The 412-nt window shown below is 76.0% G+C and carries 1 pseudogene; it reads right to left on the bottom strand.

What is annotated here, in order from left to right:
* A pseudogene (locus tag AC1DFE_RS24190) lies at window positions 1-412 on the bottom strand (HNH endonuclease signature motif containing protein); the annotation flags it as partial.

Below are 412 nucleotides of genomic sequence, written 5' to 3' on the forward strand. Positions count from 1 at the left end.
CGGGGGAGGGTGGCGTTGGCGAGGGCGAGGCGGCGGCGTGCTTCGGGGGTGCTGATCCGGAGCCGGGTGCGGAGGAAATCGGCGGTGTTCCGGGCCCCGTCATCGGCCGGGGACCAGGTCAGCGAACGCGCGGGCAACGCAGGGACCGCGGGGGCGTCTGCGCTCTCGCTGGCATCACTGTCGGCCGCGGCGCCGGTGGTGGTTGCATCAGAGGGGCCCGCGGCGGAGGGGGAGGAACCCGCGGACCCCATGTCCGCAGCCGCAGCGGGTTCGGGGTCGGCGCCCCAGCCGGTGGTCCAGCCGGCCGCGCGGCTGGCGGAACCGGCGGCGTTGATCGCCTCGGTCCGTGTCCGGTCCACCGCCGAGGCGGCCTGGAGCTGAAGGTACTCGATCCGGCGGGAGAGCTCCTCGG

It is taken from the genome of Arthrobacter sp. 05T423 (genome assembly GCF_056396245.1).